This window comes from Massilia psychrophila (genome assembly GCF_002760665.1).
Lineage (GTDB): Bacteria > Pseudomonadota > Gammaproteobacteria > Burkholderiales > Burkholderiaceae_D > JAFCUW01.
In genome coordinates, this window is sequence record NZ_PDOB01000008.1 from 113,938 (window position 1) to 132,244 (window position 18,307).

General features: G+C 64.6%; 16 protein-coding genes and 1 pseudogene. 8 read left to right on the top strand and 9 right to left on the bottom strand.

The genetic code is table 11. The annotated features are described in order from the left end of the window. The first annotated feature begins 1 nt into the window (after position 1). From CR103_RS07480 to tsaD, 5 genes are all read left to right on the top strand, one after another. Positions 2 to 241 carry a hypothetical protein gene (locus CR103_RS07480; protein ID WP_099915361.1) on the top strand — a complete coding sequence of 80 codons (240 nt, stop codon included), beginning with the start codon at positions 2 to 4 and terminating at the stop codon, positions 239 to 241. Positions 242 to 327: 86 nt separating this feature from the next. Next, entirely contained in the window at positions 328 to 1,509 is a 1,182-nt protein-coding gene (locus CR103_RS07485; protein ID WP_099915362.1) for a tetratricopeptide repeat protein, read from the top strand. Beyond that, complete coding sequence (locus tag CR103_RS07490) at positions 1,506 to 2,621, top strand: HupE/UreJ family protein (protein WP_099915363.1); 1,116 nt, start codon at positions 1,506 to 1,508, stop codon at positions 2,619 to 2,621. The genes CR103_RS07485 and CR103_RS07490 overlap by 4 nt, the downstream gene beginning before the upstream one ends. Before the next feature lie 164 nt (positions 2,622 to 2,785). Next, complete coding sequence (locus CR103_RS07495; RefSeq protein WP_099915364.1) at positions 2,786 to 3,844, top strand: 3-deoxy-7-phosphoheptulonate synthase; 1,059 nt, start codon at positions 2,786 to 2,788, stop codon at positions 3,842 to 3,844. Positions 3,845 to 3,941: 97 nt separating this feature from the next. Further along, complete coding sequence (gene tsaD, locus CR103_RS07500) at positions 3,942 to 4,982, top strand: tRNA (adenosine(37)-N6)-threonylcarbamoyltransferase complex transferase subunit TsaD (protein WP_099915365.1); 1,041 nt, start codon at positions 3,942 to 3,944, stop codon at positions 4,980 to 4,982. 226 nt (positions 4,983 to 5,208) lie between these two features. Here the strand turns inward: tsaD and CR103_RS23280 are convergent. The 5 genes and pseudogenes from CR103_RS23280 to CR103_RS07525 all read right to left on the bottom strand — a co-directional run. Continuing rightward, positions 5,209 to 5,373 (bottom strand): annotated as a pseudogene (locus CR103_RS23280) (nitrate ABC transporter substrate-binding protein); the annotation flags it as partial. Positions 5,374 to 5,583: 210 nt separating this feature from the next. Then, entirely contained in the window at positions 5,584 to 6,228 is a 645-nt protein-coding gene (locus tag CR103_RS07510; RefSeq protein ID WP_099915366.1) for a DsbA family oxidoreductase, read from the bottom strand. A 119-nt stretch (positions 6,229 to 6,347) separates the two neighbouring features. After that, complete coding sequence (locus CR103_RS07515) at positions 6,348 to 6,656, bottom strand: alpha/beta fold hydrolase (RefSeq protein ID WP_180279314.1); 309 nt, start codon at positions 6,654 to 6,656, stop codon at positions 6,348 to 6,350. A 191-nt stretch (positions 6,657 to 6,847) separates the two neighbouring features. Further along, on the bottom strand, positions 6,848 to 7,486 hold the full coding sequence (gene plsY / locus CR103_RS07520) for a glycerol-3-phosphate 1-O-acyltransferase PlsY (protein WP_099915397.1): 639 nt from the start codon (positions 7,484 to 7,486) through the stop codon (positions 6,848 to 6,850). Positions 7,487 to 7,602: 116 nt separating this feature from the next. Next, on the bottom strand, positions 7,603 to 8,094 hold the full coding sequence (locus CR103_RS07525; protein ID WP_099915367.1) for an aminoacyl-tRNA deacylase: 492 nt from the start codon (positions 8,092 to 8,094) through the stop codon (positions 7,603 to 7,605). 39 nt (positions 8,095 to 8,133) lie between these two features. On the opposite strand from CR103_RS07525, the gene CR103_RS07530 reads away from it, so the two are divergent. Continuing rightward, positions 8,134 to 9,120, top strand: a complete 987-nt coding sequence (locus CR103_RS07530) for an endonuclease/exonuclease/phosphatase family protein (RefSeq protein ID WP_099915368.1) — start codon at positions 8,134 to 8,136, stop codon at positions 9,118 to 9,120. On the opposite strand, the gene CR103_RS07535 is transcribed toward CR103_RS07530, so the two are convergent. Then, on the bottom strand, positions 9,101 to 11,578 hold the full coding sequence (locus tag CR103_RS07535) for a sensor domain-containing protein (protein WP_099915398.1): 2,478 nt from the start codon (positions 11,576 to 11,578) through the stop codon (positions 9,101 to 9,103). The two genes, CR103_RS07530 and CR103_RS07535, sit on opposite strands and share 20 nt — an antisense overlap. Positions 11,579 to 11,922: 344 nt before the next feature. Between CR103_RS07535 and CR103_RS07540 the strand changes: the two genes are divergently transcribed. Together CR103_RS07540 and CR103_RS07545 are read left to right on the top strand one after the other, a co-directional pair. Then, a complete protein-coding gene (locus tag CR103_RS07540) occupies positions 11,923 to 13,170 on the top strand; it encodes an efflux RND transporter periplasmic adaptor subunit (RefSeq protein ID WP_099915369.1) in 1,248 nt (415 codons plus the stop codon). Positions 13,171 to 13,173: 3 nt separating this feature from the next. Further along, positions 13,174 to 16,299 (top strand): efflux RND transporter permease subunit, encoded by a 3,126-nt coding sequence (locus tag CR103_RS07545; protein WP_099915370.1) that lies wholly within the window; start codon positions 13,174 to 13,176, stop codon positions 16,297 to 16,299. Positions 16,300 to 16,428: 129 nt separating this feature from the next. Here CR103_RS07545 and CR103_RS07550 read toward each other — a convergent pair whose 3' ends face one another. The 3 genes from CR103_RS07550 to CR103_RS07560 form a co-directional block, all read right to left on the bottom strand. Next, the gene (locus CR103_RS07550) at positions 16,429 to 16,608 is read right to left on the bottom strand and encodes a hypothetical protein (RefSeq protein ID WP_099915371.1); all 180 of its coding nucleotides are present in this window, start codon (positions 16,606 to 16,608) and stop codon (positions 16,429 to 16,431) included. Positions 16,609 to 16,685: 77 nt separating this feature from the next. Further along, positions 16,686 to 17,666, bottom strand: coding sequence for a site-specific tyrosine recombinase XerD (gene xerD, locus CR103_RS07555; RefSeq protein ID WP_099915372.1), 981 nt, complete (start codon positions 17,664 to 17,666; stop codon positions 16,686 to 16,688). Then, the gene (locus tag CR103_RS07560) at positions 17,639 to 18,181 is read right to left on the bottom strand and encodes a methylated-DNA--[protein]-cysteine S-methyltransferase (protein ID WP_099915373.1); all 543 of its coding nucleotides are present in this window, start codon (positions 18,179 to 18,181) and stop codon (positions 17,639 to 17,641) included. Before CR103_RS07560 ends, xerD begins: the two co-directional genes overlap by 28 nt. Positions 18,182 to 18,307 lie beyond the last annotated feature (126 nt).

The window sequence follows — 18,307 nt, forward strand, 5'->3', positions numbered from 1 at the left end:
CATGAAAAAATTGAGCCTGATCTGCGCCGCGCTGCTGATCGCCGGCTGCGGCAGCGGCAGCGGTACCTACACCGCGCCGACGCCAACGCCGACGCCGAGCGTGCCGCTGGCCGCCATGCTGGACGCCTTCTCCGCTGCCATCAGCGGGCTAGTGTCAGCGGCGCCGGACGATACCGAAGCGGGCAACATCGACGCTCTGGTGGCGACCGCGCCGGAAGACAGTGAGCCGGCGCCGCTGTAAGGCGCAGTAGCATGACCGGCCGGGCAGCGTTGCCCGGCCGGTATTGGCTTCCCTTCCCTTCCCTTCCCAAATTCACCGGATACACCATGTCGACCCGATTTGCATACTTCGCCTGTGTGCTGACGCTGCTGGCGACGGCGCTCCACGCCGCCCCCTACACGCCCAAGCGCGGCGACGACATCATCGAACAACTGCCAATGCGCACTGATCCGGCGCAACTGGCGCTGCGCCAGCTGCGCGCGCAACTGGCGGCCAAGCCGCGCGACCTGGAGCTGGCCACCAGCATCGCCCAACGCTACATAGTCACCGCGCGCGCCGAAACCGATCCGCGCTATTTTGGCTACGCGCAGGCCGCGCTGGCGCCTTGGTGGAGCAGCCCGGCACCGCCGCACGCGGTGCGCCTGCTGCGCGCCACGCTGCTGCAAAGCACCCATCATTTCTCCGAAGCGATGCAAGACCTTGACGCTGTCGTCGCCGCCGATCCGGCCAACGGACAGGCATGGCTGACGCGCGCCACGGTGCAGACCGTGCGCGGCGAGTACGCCGCTGCTACCGCAAGCTGCGCGCGCCTGTCATCGCTGGCCAACGAACTGGTGGCCATCACCTGCATCGCCAATGTAGCGGGCATGAATGGGCGCGCGGCGGCCCGTGAAGCGCTGCTCGACGCCACCCTCGAACGCGGCGGCGACGCCGACCCGGCAGTGCGGTCGTGGTCGCTGACGCTGCTGGCCGAAATGGCCGGCCGGCGCGGCGCGGCGGCACTGGCCGAGCAGCGCTACCGACGCGCGCTGGCACTGACGCCGCGCGACAGCTACCTGGTCGGCGCCTACTGCGACTTTCTGCTCGACCAGGGTCGTCCGCGCGACGTACTGCCGCTGGTGCAGGAGCAGACACGCATCGACGCCCTGCTGCTGCGCTACGCGCTGGCTTTGCAGCAAATCCCCGGACAGCAGGATGCATTGCGCCGCGCCGACGACGAATTGCGCGCGCGCTTCGGCGCCGCCATGCAGCGCGGCGACAGTGTGCACCAACGCGAACAGGCGCGCTATGAACTGCAGCTGCGCGGCGACAGCAAAACGGCGCTCGTGCTGGCGCAAAAAAACTGGACGGTGCAAAAGGAATCGGCCGACATGCGCGTGCTGCTTGAAGCTGCGCTGCATGCGGGCGACCGGCCGGCAGCCGCGCCGGTGCTCGAGTGGATTCGCAGCAATCGTGTCGAGGACGTCGTGCTGGCCCGGCTGGCCAAGCAACTTGGAACAGGCGCATGATGCGCGCGCTGCTATCGGTCCTGCTGATGCTCGCGCTCGCGCCAGCGCAGGCACACAAGCCGAGCGACAGCTACCTAACGCTGTCGGTCAAGGACCAGCAGGTGAAGGGTCAGTGGGACATCGCGCTGCGCGACCTCGACTACGCGCTGGGCCTCGACCAGAACGGCGACGGCGCGCTGACCTGGGACGAAGTCCGCGCCCAGCATCAGGTCATCGCCACCTATGCGCTGGAGCGGCTGGCGCTGTCGGCGGGCCCGGGCGCCTGTCCGATCGTGGCCGGCGAACAACTGATCGACCAGCACACCGACGGCGCCTACACAGTGCTGCGCTTTACCGCCGCCTGCGCGGCTGCCATCGACGCCCTCACCATCAATTACCGTCTGTTTGCCGACATCGATCCGCAGCACAAGGGCCTGGTGCGGCTCGATCACGATGGCCAAAGCTCGAGCGCCATCTTCGATCCGCAGCAGGCGCGCCAATCGCTGTCGCTTGCTTCGCCGAGCCGCTGGGCCCAATTCCGCGACTACGTGCGGCACGGCGTGTGGCATATCTGGATCGGCTTCGACCACATCCTGTTCCTGCTCTCGCTGCTGCTGCCGGCGGTGCTGATGCCGGCGGCGGCGCGCCAAAGCCAGACTATCAAGGCAGCCTTCATCGACGTCCTCAAGGTCGTTACTGCATTCACCTTGGCGCACTCGCTGACGCTCAGTTTGGCCAGCTTGCACGTGCTGTCGCTGCCGTCGCGCTGGGTCGAGTCGGCGATCGCCGCATCGGTGGTGCTGGCGGCGCTAAACAACCTGTGGCCGCTGTTTCGCGGGCGTCGACCGGTGGTCGCCTTCCTATTCGGCCTGATCCACGGCTTCGGCTTCGCCGGGGTGCTGGCTGATCTTGGGCTGCCGCAGTCCACGCTGTTGTTGTCGCTACTCGGCTTCAATGTTGGTGTCGAAATTGGCCAACTCGCCATCGTCGGCGCCTTCCTGCCGATCGCTTTCGCGCTGCGCAAAACCTGGCTGTATCGGCAGTTGCTGACGACCGGTTCGGCGCTGATCATGCTAATTGCCGCGGTCTGGCTGGTCGAGCGCGCGTTCGACCTGAGGATCCTGACAGCGTAACCGGTTTTTTTGGCGTCTATCGTGGGGGACCGGCCTGACAACCGTGGTGTCGGGCCCGGTTGAAGTTTTTACATGCAGGCACCGCTCTATTTTTGCTCCCTGTCAGCAATTCCGGCGAATTAACGCTAGACTGTTAGATACCCCCACGCAAAAGAAGCCGGATCATGATCATCCCAGATATCGAAAATACCAACGTCACCTCGTTCGGCCGGATGCCAACCCCGGTCGAGCTGCACGCGAAGCTGCCGCTTACCGACAGCGCCTTTGCCACCGTCATGAAAGGGCGCGCGGCCCTGCGCAACATCATCGACCGCGAAGACAAGCGCCTGTTCGTGGTGGTCGGGCCGTGTTCGATCCACGATCCGGCCGCCGGCCTCGACTACGCCACGCGCCTGCTGAAGCTGCAGGCCGAAGTAGCCGACACCATGCTGCTGGTAATGCGGGTGTACTTCGAAAAGCCGCGCACCACCACCGGCTGGAAGGGCTACATCAACGATCCGGACATGGACGACTCGTTCCGCGTCGACGCCGGCATGGAAAAAGCGCGCCGCTTCCTGCTCGACGTCTGCGAGATGGGCCTGCCCACCGCCACCGAGGCGCTCGATCCGATCTCGCCGCAGTACCTGGGCGACCTGATCGCCTGGACCGCGATCGGCGCGCGCACCACCGAGTCGCAGACCCACCGCGAGATGGCGTCCGGCCTGTCGACCCCGGTCGGCTTCAAGAACGGCACCGACGGCGACATCAGCATCGCCGTCAACGCGATCTTGTCGTCGGCCCATCCGCACCGCTTCCTCGGCATCAATGGCGAAGGCACGGTGTCGATCGTGCGCACCAGCGGCAACGCCTACGGCCACGTGGTGCTGCGCGGCGGCGATGGCCGTCCGAACTACGATTCGGTGTCGGTCGCCATTGCCGAGCAGGCGCTCCAGAAGGCCGGCCTGCCGGCCAACCTGGTCGTCGACTGCTCGCACGCGAACAGCTACAAGAAGCCCGAGCTGCAGCCGTTGGTGATGTCCGACGTCATCCAGCAGATCCGCCACGGCAACCGTTCGCTGGTCGGCGTGATGATCGAATCGAACATCGTTGGCGGCAACCAGAAGATCCCGCTCGACCTGTCGCAGCTGAAGTACGGCTGTTCGGTGACCGACGGCTGCATCGACTGGGCCGCCACCGAAACCATGCTGCGCTCGGCGCACCAGGAACTGCTGCAACGGCCGTAAGGTCTTCCTCGCGCAAAGGCGGCGCCGGCGGCGACCAACGCACCCTGTCGCCCCGGTGCTTTACAATGACGCATTCCCAAATTTGTCCGCACCTTCCATGATCGTTCTCGGCATCGAATCCTCCTGTGATGAAACCGGCCTTGCGTTGTACGACACACAGCGCGGCCTGCTGTCCCATGCTCTCCATTCCCAGGTAGTAATGCACGAAGAGTACGGCGGCGTGGTGCCGGAACTGGCCTCGCGCGACCACATCCGGCGCGCCATTCCGCTGCTCGAGCACACGCTCGAAGAAGCCGGCGTGACGCTGGAGAAAATCGATGCGATCGCCTACACCCAGGGTCCGGGCCTGGCCGGCGCGCTGCTGGTCGGTTCGTCGATCGCCTGCGCGCTCGGGCTCGCCACCGGTAAGCCTGTGCTCGGCGTGCACCACCTGGAAGGCCATTTGCTCTCGCCGCTGCTGGCGGCCGACCCGCCGGCCTTCCCCTTCATCGCGCTGCTGGTGTCGGGTGGGCATACCCAGCTGATGCGGGTCGACGGCGTCGGCCAATACACGCTACTGGGCGAAACGCTCGATGACGCCGCCGGCGAGGCGTTCGACAAGTCGGCCAAGCTGCTCGGCCTCGGTTATCCGGGCGGCCCGGCGATATCGCGGCTGGCCGAATTCGGCGATCCAAGCGCCTACAAGCTGCCGCGCCCGATGCTCCATTCGAAGGACTTCAATTTCAGCTTTTCAGGCCTGAAGACGGCGGTGCTGACGGTAGTGAAAAACCACGAAGAAAAAGTGGTCGCCAATATTTGCGAGCAGGACAAGGCCAACATCGCGCGCGGGTTCGTCGACGCCATCGTCGACGTGCTGACGGCAAAATGCATCAGCGCCTTGAAGCACACCGGCTTGAAGCGGCTGGTGATTGCCGGCGGCGTCGGCGCCAACGCGCAGTTGCGCGCGTCGCTCAACGCGGCGGCGGCGACGAAAAAATTCCGGGTGTTTTATCCGGAGCTCGAGTTTTGCACCGATAACGGCGCGATGATCGCCTTTGCCGGCGCGATGCGCCTGATGATCAATCCGGATGCGGCGAAAAAAGACTATTCGTTCAACGTGCGGCCGCGCTGGCCGCTCGACGAGATCAGCGTGGTCTAGCTATCACGCGGTGATCGAACCGACCGGTGAAATTTACCGGAACAAGCTGCCGCGCCAGTTCGGCAACCTGCTGCTGTCCAACTACCGCATCACCCAGGTGCATCATTATTTGCTGCCCTTGCCGCCCGATCCCGGCCGGCAAGCCGCGCGTACCGACTACCGACCTCGAATACTATTCGCCCGTGCCGCGCCTGGCGCAAGTGCGCCATATCAAATACCTGCACTGGCAGTCGGTCAGCGCAATAAAGCCGATCTTGACTTCCTCTTTTTCGGGCTTGTCCGAGCCGGCGGCCCAGACCCCGCCGCTGGCAACGCTAGTCAAGGAAGCGCCGGCGCCAGCTTTAAGGAGGGCACGGCGGGCGTGGTTGGTTTTGCTATCGGTGGTCGTTATTGCCTCGTTGGCTTCGGCTGGCCGGTATAGTCGGAGCAAGCGCAAAGCGCTTGCCGATACCACTGCATCAGCAGGCAGCGTGCCAGCGATAAAACGAGGCAATCACGGGTGTTGACAGCGCGTGCCGCCGCATTGGGCGACACTCAGGCAAAATCAGGCGAAATCAGGCACTGTTATTGTGCGCCGCACCGAAAGGCGCGGCGGAGCGGCTCAGTCTTCGGTAGCGATGATCTGGCGCAGCGCCTGCTCGAACACTTCGGGCGGTTGGCCGCCTGAAATCAAGTGGCGCTGGTTGATGATGATCGCCGGCACCGAGCTGATGCCGTGGCGCTGGAAGAACTGTTCGCGCTCACGCACTTCGGCGGCGTAGGTGTCGGACGCCAGGATGCGCGCCGCCTCGGCCGGGTCGAGGCCGACGTTGGCGGCCAGGCGCAGCAATACTTCGTGCGAGGCGGGACTTTCGCCGGCGGTAAAGTATGCATTGAACAGCGCCATTTTCAGCTCGCGCTGCAAGCCGTGTTCCTCGGCCCAATGCAGCAGGCGGTGGGCGTCGAAGGTATTGTAGATGCGGTCGCGCTGGTTGAATTCGAAACCCATCTCGGCGCCGCGGGCGCGGATCATTTCGCTGGTGGCGGCGCGCTGCTCGGCATTGGCACCGTATTTTTCGGCCAGGTGCTCGCCTATGTCCTGGCCTTCCGGCGCCATCTGCGGATTGAGTTCGAACGGCTGGAAATGCAACTCTGCGCTGGCGGCGTCGCCGACATTCTCGAGCGCCTGCTCGAGCGACTTGAGACCGATGACGCACCATGGGCACGACACGTCCGAGACAAAATCAATCCGAATTTTCTTGCTCATCGCCAATCCTTGCTATTAGTTTGACTAATACATTGGCCCATTTCACCCTATTTCAAGCCCCAGGGGACAAGCTCGTCGCGTTTTCGCGCAGCCAGCCGACGAGCAGCTTGTTGAATTTTTCAGGCGGCTCCATCAGGAAGAAGTGGCTGGCGCCCTTGAAGATCTCGGTACGGGCGTTCGGCAGGCCGGCCGGCCGACAACATCGCCGTCGCGGCCAGCGAGCAGATAGGATCGCTGTCGCCGGCCATGACGAGCGTCGGCTGCGTGATGCGGGCCAGGTCGGGCAGCGTATCGTGCAATTGGCATGCCTCGTTCTGGCGGATGTAGCAGGCCGGCAGGCGGGTCTCGCCGCCAATCAGCTTTTCGATCGCCTCGACGCGCGCCGGAAAGCGATTGAAGAAATCGGCGGATACGAAATTCTGTGCCAAGTGGCGCGCATGGGCCAGTTCACGACCGATGGCGCAGATATGACATCGTTGGCCGACCAATTTTATGCGCTGGCAGGACAGGTCCGTCCAGTTTGAGGGCGCCGTACCCTTTCGGGGGGATCTCATTTTTCGATCAACAACGCGACAAAGCCTTTACGATGAAATCATCGGCTTTATCGACGGCTGACCGACTATTTCTTTTTGGTCGTCCCTTTGGCGGCCGGCGCGCTCTTGCTGCCGATGCGGCTTTCCTTGCCGGCGATCAGGTTGCCGATATTCTTGCCATGGCGCCACGCGAGCAGCATGCACATCGCCACCACGGCGAACAGTTTTTCGTCGACGCCGAACAGCAAGCCGTAGTAGAACGGCGCGAACAGCGCGGCGATCAACGCGGCCAGCGACGAATAGCGGAAGGCGTAAGCCACCGCCAGCCAGGTCACCAGGGTCGCCAGCCCCAACCAGGGATTGAGTCCGACCAGCACGCCGAGGGCGGTAGCCACGCCTTTACCGCCGACGAAGCGAAAGAACACCGGCCACAGGTGGCCGAGAAACACCGCCAGCGCCACCAGCGCGACGCCGGCGTCGGTCACGCCATACTGGTCGGCCAGCCGGATCGCCAACCAAACTGCAAACCAGCCCTTGACGCCGTCGCCGATGAGAGTGGCGATCGCCGCTTTCTTGTTGCCGCTGCGCAGAACGTTGGTGGCGCCGGGGTTTTTCGAGCCGTAGGTGCGCGGGTCGGACAAGCCAAAGGCGCGGCTCATCACCACCGCAAACGAAATCGAACCGATCAGGTAGGCGGCAATCACAAATAGTAGGGTGGCGGTCATCATGTCTTTCTTGTTATTTGTTTCTTGTTATTGGTTTCTTGTTATTCGTTTTTAGTTATCGAGCCCGGTCTCAGGCGCCGGGTTGGTGAATATACACTATCGGCCGCGCCGCGCCGTCACCCTTCCAGCGCGCAATTGACCGCTTTCGCGCCCAGCAGCGCCGGCAGCAGCGCCGGGTCGATGCCAACCAGATAGCCGCGCCGTCCGCCGTTGATGTAGATCCGCGGCAGCGCCAGGATGCTGGCCTCGACGTACACCGGCAGCGCCTTGCGGGTGCCGAACGGCGAGGTGCCGCCGACCTGGTAGCCGGAATGGCGCTGCGCCACCTCGGGTTTGCACGGCTCCACCGACTTGCAGGCGATCGCGCGCGCCAGGTTCTTGGTCGAGACCTTGCAGTCGCCGTGCATCAGCACGATCAGCGGGCGCGCCGCCTCGTCCTGCATCACCAGCGTCTTGATTACCGCGTGCTCGTCGACACCGAGTTCGCGCGCCGACACCGCGGTGCCGCCCTTCTCTTCGTAGGCGTACGGGTGCGCGCTGAATGCGACATGGTGCTTGCGCAGGAACTGCGTCGCCGGTGTTTCTGAAATGTGCTCGGTCTTGGCCATGGCGTGATACGCTGTTTGTTCATTGAGGAGTTTCTTATTATGCAGCAGGAAATTCGCTTTGCCACCTTTAACGCCTTCAACCTGGCACCGGCGGGCACGAAACTGTACGACAATTTGTTGCCATATACCGAAGAAGAATTCGAGGCCAAGATCGATTGGACGGCGCGCCAGATCGATTTGCTCGATGCCGACGTCATCGGCTTCCAGGAAATTTTTTCGCACGCAGCGCTCAAACTTGCGCTATCGCGCACCCGCAATTACCGCGACGCTTTCCATGTCGGTTTCGATCTACCGACGGGCGCCGAGCCAGCGGGCGCCGAGCGCCTGGCGCCGAGCGTGGCGCTGGTGTCGCGCCTGCCGCTGGCCGAACCGGGCGTGGCGTATGCGCTGTTCCCCGAAGGAATTGCCATGCCGCCGGGCAGCCGCGACGCCGACCGCTTCGCCCGCCCGGTGGTGCACGCGCAGGTGATCGTCGCGCCCGACGTCACCGTCGACGTGGTGGTGGTGCACCTCAAATCGAAGCGGCCGGACTACCGCACCGGCGACACCGGCGACGATCCGCAGTTGTATGCGCTGGCCTGCCTGCGTTCGCTGATCCGGCGCGGCACCGAGGCGGTCGCGCTGCGTGTGCTGCTCAGTAACCTGGGACGCGACAACGGCCGCGCGCGCGTGGTGCTGGGCGACTTCAACGACGTCGCCGACGCCGTCACCACCGGCATCGTGCTCGGCGCCGGCGCCAGCGCCGACCGCCTGTTCGACGCCTACCAGCTGCAGCGGCGCCAGGACCACCTGCGCCATGTCGGTTTTTCGAGCCTGCACGACGGCCATTACACCACCATCGACCATATCCTGGTGTCCGAGCAGTTCAATGCGGTGCTGCCGAACGCGATCGGCGAAGTGGTCGACGTGGTCTACCTGAACGACCATCTGGTGCTGGAGCTGCCCGCGGCGTCCGACCATGGCCAGGTGCTGGCGCGCATCCGCCTGTTCGACGTCGCCGATGGCCTCATGGATGCCGGCGCGTGATTCCAAGGTCCGGGTTGATTGATGCCATGCCGGCGTAATGCCCCTGGTATTCGTCGCAGCCGTGCTGTTGCAGGAAGTGCAGCTGCTCGGCCGTCTCGACTCCTTCGGCGATCACCCGCAACTTGAGGCTGCGCGCCACCGCGATGATGGCCGGGATGATGGCCGCATCGGCCGGATTGCGCGTGATGTCGTCGACAAACGAGCGGTCGATCTTGAGCTTCGTGAGCGAGTAGCGGCGCAAGGTCGACAGGCTTGAATAGCCGGTGCCGAAATCGTCGACGGTGAGCAGCACGCCGCGCTGGCGCAGCGCGTTGACGGTGGCGATGGTGGCGGCGTCGCCGGTTTGAATCATGCCTTCGGTGATTTCAAGGTCGAGGAACTGCGGCGCCAGGCCGGCGCTGGCGAGCGCGTCGTCGACGCAGTCAAGCAGCTTGTCGTGGGTGAACTGGACGCTCGACAGGTTCACCGCCACCACCACCGGACAGCCCTGGTCGCGCCACGCACGCGCCCGCGCGCACGCTTCGCGCAGCACCCATTCGCCGATCGCCAACATCAGCCCGCAGGCTTCGGCGACCGGGATGAACTGGTCCGGCCGGAGTATGCCGCGCTGTGGGTGGCGCCAGCGGATCAGCGCTTCGACGCCGATCGTGCGCCCGCTGGTGATGTCGATCTCGGGCTGGTATTCGAGCAGGAACTCGCGGTTCTCGAGCGCCTGGCGCAGCTTGTTTTCCATCTGCACCCGCTCGACGACGTGGGCGTTCATCTCGGGGCTGAAAAACTGGAAGGCATTGCGCCCGTTTTGCTTGGCGTGGTACATCGCCACGTCGGCGTGCTTGAGCAGCGTGTCGACGTCGTCGCCGTCGCTCGGACAAATGCTGATGCCGATCGACGCCGACAACGTCACCTGACGCTGGCCCACCGTCATCGGTTGCGACACCGCCTGCATCACGCTGCCGGCGACGTGGGCGGCCTGGTCGGCGCCGCCGATGTCGGCCAGGATCACGACAAATTCGTCGCCGCCCTGGCGGCTGACGGTGTCGACCCCGCGCACGCAGCGCACCAGGCGCGCCGCCACTTCCTTGAGCACGATGTCGCCAGCCTGGTGGCCGTAGGTGTCGTTGATTGCCTTGAAACGGTCAAGGTCGAGGAACATTACCGCTACCCTGGTGTGCTGGCGCCGCGCCGTCGCCAGCGCCTGCTGCAGCCGGTCGAGAAACAGCACGCGGTTCGGCAGGTCGGTCAGGAAGTCGTGCTCGGCCAGGTGGCGGGTCTGCTCCTCGACCTGCTTGCGGTCGGTGATGTCGGACAGGATCGCCATATAACTGGTGATGCGGTTGGCGCTGTCGTGGATCGCCGTCAGCGCGGCCCACACCGGGAACACCTCGCCGCCGCGGCGCGCGCTGAACACTTCGCCCTCCCAGTGGCCGTGGGCGTCGACGTGATCCCGGATCTGCTGGTGAAAAGCCGGCTCGTGCAGGCCGGCGCGCAGGCTCGGCATTTCCTGGCCGATGACGCCCTCCGGTGCATAGCCGGTGACGTCGGAAAACGCCCGGTTGACCGCCACCACGCGGTAGCTGCTGTCGAGGATGAGGATGGCGTCGCGGCAGTTCTCGAACACCTGCGCGGCCATCGTCAAGGTGCGCTCGGTGGCCTTGCGCAGCGAGATGTCGCGGATGACCGCAAACGCCAGGTGCTGGTGGTCGACCGCCACCGACGTCAGCAGCACCTCGGCCCAGAACGATTCGCCGGCGCCGCTTTGGTACATCCACTCGTAGCGCTGGTTGCCGTCGCTGAAAGTCCGGGCCGCCAGCGCGGCGTCGCGCACCATCGACGCTTCGCCGGACGGCTGGACCGGCGGCGAGAAGTCGAGCAGGCTGCGCCCGACCATGGCGTCGTTGCCGTCGCAGCGGAACAGCTGCAACGCAGCCGGGTTGACGTCGACGATCTCGCGCCCGCGCACCAGTACGATGGCGTCGGTCGAACGTTCGAATAGCTGGCGGAAGTTGGCGCCGGCGTGCAGCAGCACCTGTTCGTCGATCTTGCGGCCGGTGATGTCGATCTCCATGCACAGCACCTGCCGGGTTTGGCCGCCGCGGCTGACCGGGAAGTGGCTCGAATAGACCCAGCGCTCGCTGCCGTCGGGCAGCCGCACGCACCAGTCGCGCGCAAGCGGCGCCTTGCCGGTACGCCAGACCGAGTCGATCACCGCGGCGAACTCGGCCTCACGCTCCGGGTGCGCCACCAGGCTCGCCAGCGGCCGGCCGACCGCATCGCACGCCGGCACCCCGAACAGCAGGTGGCAGGCGCGGTTCCAGTAGCGCACGATGCCGTTGCGGTCGCTGCTGTGCACCGCCACGTCGGGCGTCACTTCGACTGCCGCCACGAACCGGTACAGTACTTCCAGCGCCGCCAGCCCCGCTGCGTCCCGATCGTCACTCGCGTCGCCCTCGGCCCCCATGTCGTTCACTGAACGCTCCTTGTTGCTGTCCGCTGCGCGGCGAAGCCACCATTTTTGCCGATCGCCACCGTGGTGCGCTTGTTACGGCACAAACGATGCTGGGTGGCTGGTTTTTCCATACGGGAAGTTTTGCGCTTTGTCGGTGTTTTCTGCATTCCGTCGTGCCGAAAGCACTGCCTGTCGCATTCCAATGGCAGGGCCGCTGGTGTTTTTCTATAGTGACAACATGCGCAAGAGGCTCCATCTCGTCACACAGGCGGAGCCCGGGCGCTCCGCATCGGCATGCCAGGCTCGACTCAACAACGATTCCACGATTCCACGATTCCACCGCGAAGAACCTCCCCATGAAAATCGACACCTTGCCGTTGGTCCAGCCCCAGCCTACCGTGCGCCGGCGTCGCTGGAGCAAGCCTGCCACCATCCTGCTGATCGGGGCGCTGACCGGCGGCGGCTGGGTTTTCCTGCAGAAATCGACGGCCAACGCGAATCCACCCAATGCGGCCAAGACGGCGCAAGCCAGCGAAGGCAAGGATGGCGCGCCGAAGGTCGACGTCTATGAACTGTCGAGCGGCGACGTCGCCGCCGTCGAAGCGCGCGAACTGCGGCTCGCCTTGCCGCTGGCCGGCTCGCTGGCGCCGCTCGACCAGGCCACCGTCAAGTCGAAGGTGTCGGGCGTGGTACTGGCGACAATGGTGCAGGAAGGCATGAGCGTAGCGGCCGGCCAGGTCATCGCCCGGCTCGATGCGGCCGATCAGCGCGCCCGCGTGGCCCAGCAGCAGGCCGCGCTCGACGAAGCCAACGCCCGCCTGTCGCTGGCGAAGAAAAACAACGCCAACAGCGGCGCGCTGCTCAAGCAGAATTACATCTCGCAAAATGCGTTCGACACGACGCAAAACAGCGTCGAACTGGCACACGCCAGCGTCGAGGCGATGGCCGCCCAACTCGAACTGGCGCAGCTCGCTTTGGCCGACACGACCATCCGCGCGCCATTGGCCGGCGTCATCAGCAAGCGCCATGTGCAGGCCGGCGAAAAGCTTGCGCCCGACATGCCGGCCTTCACCATCGTCAACCTGCGCCAGCTGACACTCGAAGCGCAGGTGCCGGCCTCGGAAGTGCCGCGCGTTAAAATCGGCCAGGAAGTGCAGTTCAGGGTGGACGGCTTCGCCGGACGCGCTTTTGCCGGCAAGGTGGCGCGCATCAGCCCAACCGCCGAAGCGGGCTCGCGCTCGATGCTGGTGTATGTCAGCGTCGATAACAGCGATGCGGCCCTGCGCGGCGGCATGTTCGCAAAAGGCACCATCACGACCGAAAAATCCGCCGTGGCGCCCCTGGTGCCGCTGGCCGCCATACGTACCGAGCAGGGCCGGCAAGTGGTTTATACGATCGAAGCGAACAAGGTGGTGGCCCAGCCGGTAACCCTCGGCATGCGTAGCGAGGACGAGGGACTGGCGCAAGTGACGTCGGGCCTCCACCAGGGCGCCAGCGTGATCGTCGCCCGGCTGGACGGCGTCAAGCCGGGCAGCAAGGTACGCGTCGTGACTATCCCCACGGTTCCCACGGTGGCCGCAGCGACGCCGCCGGTCAAGGGATAAGCCATGTGGATCACTAAAACCAGTATCAAGAACCCGGTGTTTGCCACCATGATCATGGTGGGGCTGATGGTGCTCGGCCTGTTTTCGTACCGCAGCCTCAGCCTCGAGAGCATGCCCAACGTCGACATCCCGTTCGCCTGGGTCGAGGTGCAGTATCCCGGCGCCTCGCCCGAGCAGGTCGAGAACGACATCACCCGCCCGCTGGAGGATGCGATCAATGCGGTGAGCGGCATCAAGAGCATCCGCAGCAATTCGTGGGAAGGCCGGGCCGGCGTCTCGCTTGAATTCCAGCTCAGCACCAACGTCGACAAGGCGATGCAGCAAGTGCGCGACAATATTGCCCGCGTGCGGCCCGGCTTTCCGAAGGAAGCGAAGGAGCCGTTCATCATCCGCGCCGAAGGCGACAATTCCCAGCCGATCGTCGAGCTGGCATTGACCTCGAGCACCCGCAGCCTGCGCGAACTGTCGACCCTGACCGAACAGGTGATCACCAAGCGGCTGCAAGGCGTCTCGGGGGTCGGCCAGGTGCGCGTCAACGGCAAGACCAACCGCCAGATCCTGGTCGACCTGAAACCGGAACAACTGCAAAGCCAGAACATCGGCGTCGACGAAGTGCTGCGGGCGATCCAGAGCACCAACGCCAATCTCCCAGCCGGCAACATCAGCTACGGCGCCAGCGAACGCCTGGTGCGCATCGAAGGCAAGATGAAGTCGGCGCGCGACTTCAACCGCATCATCGTGGCGCGCCGCGCGGGCGGCCCGGTCTACCTCGACCAGGTGGCGACCATCGTCGACGGCGAGCAGGAGGAAACCTCGGTCTCGCGCATCAACGGGGCGCGTGCAATTTCGCTCGAGATCACCAAGGTGCAAGGCGCCAACGTGGTCGAAGTCGGCACCGGCGTCATGAAGGTGGTGGCGGCGATGAAGCAGGAATTTCCAGCCGATATCGAACTCAAGGTCATGGAGAACCAGGCCGAGCGCGTCCAGAGCCAGCTCGACAACGTTAAGAAAACCATCATCGAAGGCGCCGTGCTGACGATGCTGATCGTGTTCCTGTTCCTGCACTCGTGGCGCAGCACCATCATCACCGGATTGACCCTGCCGATTTCGGTGCTGGCCAGTTTCATCGCCATGAAGTGCTTCGGCTTCACGCTCAATTTTTTGACCCTGATGGCGCTGTCGCTGTGCATTGGCCTGCTGATCGACGACGCCATCGTGGTGCGCGAAAACATCGTGCGCCACATCGGCATGGGCAAGAGCCACCTGCGCGCGGCCTACGACGGCACCAACGAAATCGGTCTCGCCGTGATGGCGACGACGTTCGCCATCGTCGCCGTGTTCGTGCCGATCGCCTTCATGGAAGGCATCATCAGCCGCTTTTTCCTGCAGTTCGGCATTACGGTGGCGGTGGCGGTGCTGGTGTCGCTGTTCGTCAGCTTCACGCTCGACCCGATGCTGTCGTCGGTGTGGCCGGACCCGGTCAAGGACCGCTTCAAGTATGTACCGATGCTCGGGCGCCTGATGGAACACATCGAGCACGGCATCGACCGCGTGCACGGCTGGTACGGCAAGGTGCTCGCTGCGGCGCTGGCCTGGCGCAAGTCGACCCTGGCGCTGGCGCTGGCGCTGTTCATCGGCAGCCTGGCCCTGATTCCGCTGATCGGCGCCGAGATGATGCCGGAAACGGACAACGGTTACGTCCAGCTGCGCTTCAAGACCCCGGTCGGCTCCAGTCTTGCCTATACCGACTTGAAGGTGAAACAGCTCGAAGCGGCGCTGGCCGACTTCAAGGGCGAGATCGACAGCGTGTCGACGACGGTCGGCACCTATGACGGGCGCAACACGGCGCAGATCAACCTCGAGCTGACGGACGCGCACCAGGTCAAGCGGCGCTCGCAGCAGCAGCTCGAAAAGCTGATCCGCGAACGGCTGCAGTCGATCGCCGGCATCACCATGTCGGTCGGCCAACGGCCGATCTTCATCGCCATCCTCGGCCAGGACGAAGCCAAGCTCGATGCGGTGGCGCGCAAGCTGATGGACAAGATCCGCGCCATCAAGGGCGTCGCCGACATCGAGTACAGCCAGGAAGGCGCCAATCCGGCCACCATCGTCAAGATCAACAACGAGCTGGCCAGCGACCTCGGCGTGTCGGTGCAGCAGGTCGGCGCCGCGCTGCGCCCGTTCGTCGCGGGTGACCAGATCAGCCGCTGGCTGGCGCCGGACGGCCAGAACTACGACGTCAACGTGCAGTTGCCGAAGTCAAGCCGGCAAAAAGTCGCCGACCTGGCCGACCTGTCGGTGGCGTCTGCCAAGCGCGACGCCGCCGGCAATCCGGTGATGGTGCCGCTGCGCCAGATAGTCGAGTTCGTGCCGTCGACCAGCCCGCAAGTGCTCAAACGCCAGGCGCTCGAGCGGCGGGTGGCGGTCTACGCCGGCATCGAGGGCCGGCCCAATGGCGACGTCAACAGCGACGTGCAGAAGGCGATGAAAACCATCGCGCTGCCGGAAGGCGTGCGTTTCGACGTCGGCGGCGAGGCCGAACGGATGGCCGAGACCATGGCCGGCTTCGTCGCCGCGATCGTGATTGCCATCGTCTTCATTTACCTGGTGCTGGCGTCGCAGTTCGGCAGCTTCCTGCAGCCGGTGGCGATCATGGTATCGCTGCCGCTGTCGATGATCGGCGTGCTGCTGGCGCTGCTGGCGACCGGCAGCACGCTGAACATTTTTTCGGTGATCGGCATCGTCATGCTGATGGGACTGGTGACCAAGAACGCGATTTTGCTGGTCGACTTCACCAATCAAGCCCAGCGCGAAGGCAAGCAGCAATTCGCCGCGATCCTCGAGGCTGGCCAAGTGCGGCTGCGGCCGATCCTGATGACGACGCTGGCGATGATCTTCGGCATGCTGCCGGTGGCAATCGGCATGGGCGACGGCGGCGAGCAGCAGGCGCCGATGGGCCGCGCCGTGATCGGCGGCGTGATCACCTCGACCTTGCTGACGTTGGTGGTGGTGCCGGTGGCGTATTCTTACCTCGACAGCCTGGGCAAGCGCGCGGTGCGCTGGTTCAAGCGGGGGCAGGGAGCGGACCCGGTCGCTGCGGCGCGCGACAAGGATCTGGAAGTGGCTTGATGTGTGGCGCGGCTCAGGACGGCCGCGACAGGGGTCAGACCCCGGTTCTTGTTTTAGAGGGTCTAACCCCGGTTAAGTTGGAGCCTGCCAGGCACCCCCAACAAAAACGCCGGATCTGGCCCCGCCGGCTCAGGCCGGGTTTTGTGCTTCTGGCGCTGCAGCTTCGGTGTCGTCGTCCTGCTCGACCGTCTCGCCTGCTTCGCCCGGGGTGGACTTCGCTTCCAGCTTGCGCTTGGCTTTTTCGTCCGCCTTTTTCTTTTTCTCTAATTCCCGTTGCCGCTTTTCGTACGAAAAATTGGTTTTAGCCATGAATCACCTCTTGAATTATCTGTATAGAAAGGAATGCCGTCTCCACATTATGACGCATTATGCCGGCCGCATTTGAATTAACCACGTGGATGATGCTCGGCGTGCAAGCGTTTCAGGCGCTCGCGCGCAACATGGGTGTAGATCTGGGTAGTCGAGATGTCCGCATGTCCAAGTAACAGCTGCACCACCCGCAGATCGGCACCGTGGTTGAGCAAGTGGGTGGCAAACGCGTGGCGCAGCGTATGCGGCGACAACGGCCCGCTAAGCGCCGCCGCGGCCGCGTGCTTCTTGATCAATACCCAAAACATCTGGCGCGTCATCGCAGCGCCGCGCGCGGTGACGAACAAGGCGTCGTCGATCTGGCCGTCGAGGATGATTGGGCGTGCTTCGAGCAGGTAACGCTCGATCCAGCGCCGCGCTTCCTCGCCAAACGGCACCAGGCGCGTCTTGCTGCCCTTGCCGGTGACGCGCAGCACGCCATCGTTCAGGTTCAGCTCCACCAGCTTCAAGCTCACCAGTTCGGACACCCGCAGCCCGCTCGCATACATCAATTCGAGCATGGTGCGCTCGCGCAGGCCCAGTGGCGTGGCGACGTCGGGCGCGCCCAGCAAGGCTTCGACCTGCCCCTCGGTCAGCGTGTGGACAAAGCGGTCCGGCTGCCTGGCCGAGGCCATTTTCAGGCAAGGGTCGAGCGCTACCTGTTTCTGGCGCAGCGCCAGCTGGTAAAAGCGCTTGAGCACCGACAGCCGGCGGTTGGCCGAACTCGGCTTCGACTCGGCATGGCGCTCGGCGAAATAGGCGGCCAGGTCATGCGGCTGCACTTGGTACAGGCTGGCGCAGTCGGGCCGGCGCACTTGCAGCCAGCGGGCAAACAGGCGCATGTCGCGGCGGTAGGCGTCGAGCGAATTTTTCGCCAGTCCACCTTCCAGCCACAGATTGTCGCAAAACTCGTCGATCAGGGCGAGGTTGCCGGCCGACGGTGGCGCGCAATCAAGCAGATGCGCGGTGTCGTCCGCAGTGACATGCCGCGTCACGCCCACATCGCCTGCTGCTGCCATGGCGTGCCGCCAAGAGTGGCGCCCTCGTGGCTCAGCAGCCAGCGTTTGACGCCCAGGTGGAAACCGTGTTCGTCGTCCTGGTTCGAAAACCCGCCCAGCCCGGCGGCGGCGGTGACCCGATGACACGGGATCACCAGCGGAAACCAGTTGGCGCCGCAGGCCTGGCCCACCGCGCGCGGCGCCGAGCCGATGTGGCTGGCCACCTGGCCGTAGGTACGTACGCTGCCGCGCGGGATGGCGGAGATCGCCGCCCACACCCGCCGCCGGAACAGGCTGCCGACGTCGGGCAGCGGCAGGTTGAAGACGAAATCGGGGTCAGCCAAGTAGCGCACGACTTGCTGGCAAGCTGCGTCCGCCACGCCATCGGTGGCGTCTTTTTCACTAAAATGGGGCGGCAGGTAAACCAGTTCGCGCAGCTGCCCCGCTTCGGTGCGAATGCCGATGGCGCCGAACGGCGCGGCGACGATGGCGCTGAAAATGACGTGGCCTTGCGGCAGGGGAGTCGGCGGTTGCATGAAGCCAGTTTAACATCCGGCGTGAAACGCCAGCAGCCGGCATATGCCACGAAAAAAAGCGCACCCTGAGGTGCGCTCCAAATTCGTTCACGTTTCCGGTCGTTTGGACATGCCAACGACATTCTG